Source organism: Solemya elarraichensis gill symbiont (assembly GCF_002021095.1).
Classification (GTDB): domain Bacteria; phylum Pseudomonadota; class Gammaproteobacteria; order Chromatiales; family Chromatiaceae.
Map to the genome: position 1 here is coordinate 1 of NZ_MPRK01000140.1, position 4,797 is coordinate 4,797.

Genomic DNA, 4,797 nt, shown 5'->3' on the forward strand with positions numbered 1-4,797 from the left:
CAAACAGGCTGGTCACATTGTGCAGCAAGTCCTCAATATTGAAATCCATCAGTTCAAGATCAAGCTTGCCCGCCTCGATTTTGGAATAATCGAGAATGTCGTTGATTACATTCAGAAGCGCTTTTGAAGAGGTTTTTACCTTCGCCAGGTATTCTGATTGCTGCTTGTCAAGATCGGTACGTATTATCAACTCGGTCATGCCAATGATGCCATTCAGAGGCGTGCGTATCTCGTGACTCATGTTGGCGAGGAAATCGCTCTTTGCCTGGCTCGCCTGCACCAGGCTCTGCTTGGCTTCCTCGATTTTGGTTATATCATTGAATACTGCAACGAAGATCTTATTCGTTACCTTCCTGACACGCACATCAAAAATGTGTTCCTCATCGCCACGCATGACGAGCGCCCTGTGCTCACCTGGATGCGACAGGATATAGGATTCCCATATTTCTCCATCCATCACCCCGTCGATATAGCCTTCACGTTGTTCAAAAAAGTCGCATATGCCGTCATGCTCCTGCATGAGCGCCTCTGCCGAACCGAAACCGAAGTATTCATATGTCGCCATGTTGGCGTTGAGCATTTTACTGCCATCTGAGGTAACGACCATGTTGGGGGAAACATCAAAGAGTTGCTGCAGATAGGCTTCCTGTGCCTGTATTGCCAGGAGTTTCTCTTGGTCATTCTCTTTGATCTTCTCGTATCGCTGCATCGCCAGGGCAACCAGCATGATATTCATCAGGATAATCAGAAGATCCACTCTGTCCAGCTGATAAAAACCAGGTACAAACATCTCTGGCAACATCAGGAGGCCGGTGAAGACCACGGTCAGGATAAAACCTTCCTGTCTATCACGCAGCAAAAAGACAACAACCGTCAGTAGCGTTGGCCAGACAACACGCGAGGCGCTGTCAGGAATCTCATATAAAACAAGAAGAGCAAGAAAATAGGATGCTCCGACAATTATGCGGGAGACCATCGGGTAATATAGCTTGGAAATGCGCAAGGCAATATTGGAACCAATCACGAGAAACAGGAAGAGCAAACCAAGCAATACGCCCTGCGTACTGTTCTCCTCACCGAAACGAAATAAACTGGTAGCCAGCAGGACAAGCCCGCCAATCACAGTAATCAGCACTACCGACTGAATCTTGACCTTGAGCAGTTCCTCGTCAGGGCCAAAAATATGGCCTGCAGAAAGAAAATCGTCCAGTTTCACAAATCTGTCCCCCGTACACCCATGCGATTGATAAACTTTTGACTATAGACAAATGATTACATACCTGAGTATGCAGTATCCGCAAGCCAGCTACCAGTTCATCGTCGTATTTTGCCACGCCTGTCGGTAAGTCGTGAAGATTCACTCTGCTTGATCAAAGCCTGAAAAAGAGTATTCAGAACGAGAGGGAAATCATTTGGTGCCTGAAGGGAGGAATCAATCTGGATCAAACAGCTAATCCTGAATCAGTCGTCAGACCCGGAAACGCGTCGGCATGCCTTGTGGATTACATGAATCTGCCGTTCATAATTTTTACAGCCGGAGCAGATCATCAAGTGCAGGCGCAAGGAGATTCGCTGCATCAGGGAGAGCTCTGCATCCTGTTTCTGTGAAATCAGTTTTGTCGCATCTTTACAGCTCAACATGACTCAACCCCTATCCACTTGTGTTCAAGACAAAGACGCAGCTTTGCACGTGCGCGATGCAGGACAACCCAGCAGTTGTTTTCACTCATATCGAGCTGCTGGCAGATCTCTGAAGTTTCGAGACCGAGCAGTTCACGCATACCGAAAACACGCGCGGTACTCTCATTCATGTCATTGAGGCAGATTTCAAAAATCTCCCAGAATTGCTGATTTACCAGGGAGCTTTCCGGGTCGCCCCACTTTTTCGGCTGCAGGCCACTGTTCCAGTGCCCCCTGTCATCGAAAAGCTCGTTAATTTCCGCTTCGCTGCCGTCATCCCTGGTCAGGCTCTGCTCCGGACGCCGGCTGCTAGTGCGAAAATAATCGATAATCTTGTTGCGCAGAATCGAGAAAACCCAGGTCTTGACCTGTGCACGCCCAGAGAATTTATCCCTGTTGGTATAGGCCGCGACGAGCGCTTCCTGGACAATATCTTCCGCCATTGCAGCATCGCGCAGTTGCAAGCGTGCAAAGCGCAGCAGGTCGTGGCGCAAATCGGCTAACTCGGCTTCCTGCATCCAGTTGGCGGATGGATCTGTATCCATTGCTGGTCCGAAAAGAATGAAACAGAGTCTATTGTAACCGCCAGTTAGCAGGAAAGGTAGATCGACCGGATGCTGGCTTTGCTGATACCCCTGGTCGAGAACTCCCATATCAGCGTGCAAGCCGGATCACTCCTGGCGAAAGCGCTTGTAGAGCCAGTCATACACACTGAGATACTTACCGGCACCGATGAAAAATAACGCCAGCAGCATAATGAAGTAAGTTGCCGCGAACTCAATACCATTATTGAGAATCACGTAACTGCCGCTTGATGTCAGCCATTCGTAGTCACCATTCTGCTGCAGGATGGTCTTGGCTAGAGCAAGCTTATCGACTGCTTCAACCGTACGCTCGGTTGCGAATGGTCCACTGCCCTCCGCAATTGCCAACCAGCCATTCTCAAGATGAACAGTCACTGCTGCAACCACCATGGTGGCCATCAGTGGCAACGAGATCCAGCGCACTGCAAGACCCAGCACCAGCAGAATCGCTCCACCTGCCTCGGTGAGAGTCGCGGCCCACGCCATCAGCGCCGGATATGGCAGGCCGAGACCCCAGTCCGGGTTGCCGAACCAGGCGATTGTGCTCTCCATGTCGGAAAGTTTTTTCGTGCCCGCCATCCAGAAAATCGGGGCCAGGTAGAGTCTCAGTGCCAGTGGCGCCAGGAAATCGATCGATCTCGTCGCATCAAGCAGGCTCTGTAGCTTGTTAATCAGCTTGATCATTTTTCTTATTCACTCCTGGTTATGTGCAAGCGTGCCAACCAACACACCCTGCTGATATAAATCGTTGAAGAACTCCCTGCCGAATCCGAGCAGCTGTTCAGCATCGGCATGTCCCATCAGTTCAGCCAGTGCACGCAGATACTCCTCGCCCGTTTTTCCGGGGTTCTCCAGCATGATCTGCACAAGCGCAGCGCTCGCCTGGTTGAGTTCGATAAATTCAATACCTTCATCAGGTGTTCGAAATGCAGCCAGGTAGACCTGCGCATCGAGAGGCTCTTCGGGGATAAAGTCGGCCGAAATTTTATGTACCGGATAGTCAAATGCGTGCAGTTGCAGAGTTGGTGCCAGCAGCGGGAGCTGTGCCAGTACGTCATCCATTGCATCACTTGCCTGCGGTTCAGTTACCGGGTCGAGCAGGACATCAAGTTCAGTCCATTCCCATAACGCAAGCTGGTAGAGAAATGGCGGCTCTCCCGCTTCGGGCGTTTCACGCTGTTCCAGCCACAACAGGAACTCGCGCGGAAAACGTGGAAACTCCGGTGTGTGGCTGCTGTGTTCCCTGAAAAAACGGCGCGCCAGGCTTTCACTCAATTCAGATGGCAGTATCTCGTGTATCACCGGAAAGGCACTTTCAAGAATGCCGCGTACATTGTTAAAGAAAAGCTCCCGGTATACCTCCAGGCGTTCTTGCGGAACGCCAGCCGGTGTCGTGGCGCAATCCGGATCCCGCAATGCACTGGTAAATTCGTACTGCTGTTGTGCAAGCCGTGATTTATGCTGCGTCACTCGACACCCCCTGCTGGTACTGCCTGATAATCGCCAGCTCATCGATCAGTTCATGCATCGGTGGCAGGTTGAAATCGCGCTCAAGCAGGGTCGGTTGGACACCATGGCAGCTATAGGTGAATTGCAGCAGATCCCACACGGGATCGACCACCTTGTCGCCGTGGGTATCGATAATCAGATCGGGGGCTTCACGCAGGTGTCCTGCCATATGCAGCCAGGAGATACGCTCTGTAGGAACAGCTGAGATAAAATCATGCGCATCGTAAGCGTGATTGTGGCTGTTGACATAGACGTTGTTGACGTCCAGCAGCAGGTCACAGTCCGCTTCGGAGAGCACCGCGATGAGAAAATCAATCTCGCTCATCTCTCCCTCGGGTGCCGCATAAAATGAAACGTTTTCAATTGCGATACGCCTGCCCAGTTGTTTCTGTACAGCGCGGATGCGCGAACTGACATGCTCAACGGCTTCCCCGGTAAAGGGCAGCGGGAGCAAATCATAGAGATGACCACCATCGGTGCAGTAGCTCAGGTGCTCACTGAAAGTTGCAATATTGTACTCATCCAGAAAGCGACCGAGACGGTCGATAAAATTTGTATCAAGTGGATCAGGACCACCAAGCGACAATGACAAGCCGTGGCTTAAAGTCGGGTAGCGATCAGTAAAGTGACGCATCTCGCGCGCATATCGGCCACCCAGGCCCATCCAGTTATCCGGCGTTACCTCGATAAAATCAGGCAGGAGTTCCGGCTGTTTCTCTTCGAGTTCATGCCACTCTTCAAGCAATCCCCGGCGTAGCCCGAGACCTGCTCCTGTGACCTTTTCAGTATCGCTAGTCATATTAATAAGGTGTGCCGTAGATCTGTTTTTTTATAATGCAGGCTGAGCACCAGCACTTTCTATTGGCTGACAAGATTGCCGGGAGCAGTCACCTGCCCCCGGCAGACGGAATTACTTCTTACCGCCGCACTTGCCTTCGCCGCACTTGTTTTCACCGGCTGCCTTGGCCTTGTCAGCACCGCAGTTGCCTTCACCTGCTGCCTTGTTGCCGCCGCAGTTGCCTTC

At 51.4% G+C, this 4,797-nt stretch carries 7 protein-coding genes; all 7 read right to left on the minus strand.

Annotation, left to right across the window (positions count from 1 at the left end; all coding sequences use genetic code 11):
- On the minus strand, positions 1-1,216 hold a 1,216-nt coding region (locus BOW51_RS07605), incomplete at its 3' end, for a histidine kinase dimerization/phospho-acceptor domain-containing protein (RefSeq protein WP_281252874.1).
- Between the two features lie 245 nt (positions 1,217-1,461).
- Complete coding sequence (locus BOW51_RS07610; protein WP_078477158.1) at positions 1,462-1,641, minus strand: zf-HC2 domain-containing protein; 180 nt, start codon at positions 1,639-1,641, stop codon at positions 1,462-1,464.
- Positions 1,635-2,345 (minus strand): sigma-70 family RNA polymerase sigma factor, encoded by a 711-nt coding sequence (locus BOW51_RS07615; RefSeq protein WP_245828610.1) that lies wholly within the window; start codon positions 2,343-2,345, stop codon positions 1,635-1,637. The genes BOW51_RS07610 and BOW51_RS07615 overlap by 7 nt, the downstream gene beginning before the upstream one ends.
- A 6-nt stretch (positions 2,346-2,351) precedes the next feature.
- A complete protein-coding gene (locus tag BOW51_RS07620; RefSeq protein ID WP_078477159.1) occupies positions 2,352-2,948 on the minus strand; it encodes an HvfX family Cu-binding RiPP maturation protein in 597 nt (198 codons plus the stop codon).
- A 9-nt stretch (positions 2,949-2,957) separates the two neighbouring features.
- The gene (locus BOW51_RS07625) at positions 2,958-3,734 is read right to left on the minus strand and encodes an HvfC family RiPP maturation protein (RefSeq protein ID WP_167367274.1); all 777 of its coding nucleotides are present in this window, start codon (positions 3,732-3,734) and stop codon (positions 2,958-2,960) included.
- The gene (locus tag BOW51_RS07630) at positions 3,721-4,572 is read right to left on the minus strand and encodes an HvfB family MNIO-type RiPP peptide maturase (RefSeq protein WP_078477161.1); all 852 of its coding nucleotides are present in this window, start codon (positions 4,570-4,572) and stop codon (positions 3,721-3,723) included. The genes BOW51_RS07625 and BOW51_RS07630 overlap by 14 nt, the downstream gene beginning before the upstream one ends.
- Positions 4,573-4,683: 111 nt before the next feature.
- Positions 4,684-4,797, minus strand: a 114-nt coding sequence (locus tag BOW51_RS12010; RefSeq protein WP_442468028.1) for an HvfA family oxazolone/thioamide-modified RiPP metallophore, incomplete at its 5' end; no start/stop codon positions are given.

Coding starts and splice junctions, on each gene's coding strand:
- BOW51_RS07620 (WP_078477159.1), bottom strand. CDS start 2,948: ATGATCAAGCTGATTAACAAGCTACAGAGCCTGCTTGATGCGACGAGA.
- BOW51_RS07610 (WP_078477158.1), bottom strand. CDS start 1,641: ATGTTGAGCTGTAAAGATGCGACAAAACTGATTTCACAGAAACAGGAT.
- BOW51_RS07630 (WP_078477161.1), bottom strand. CDS start 4,572: ATGACTAGCGATACTGAAAAGGTCACAGGAGCAGGTCTCGGGCTACGC.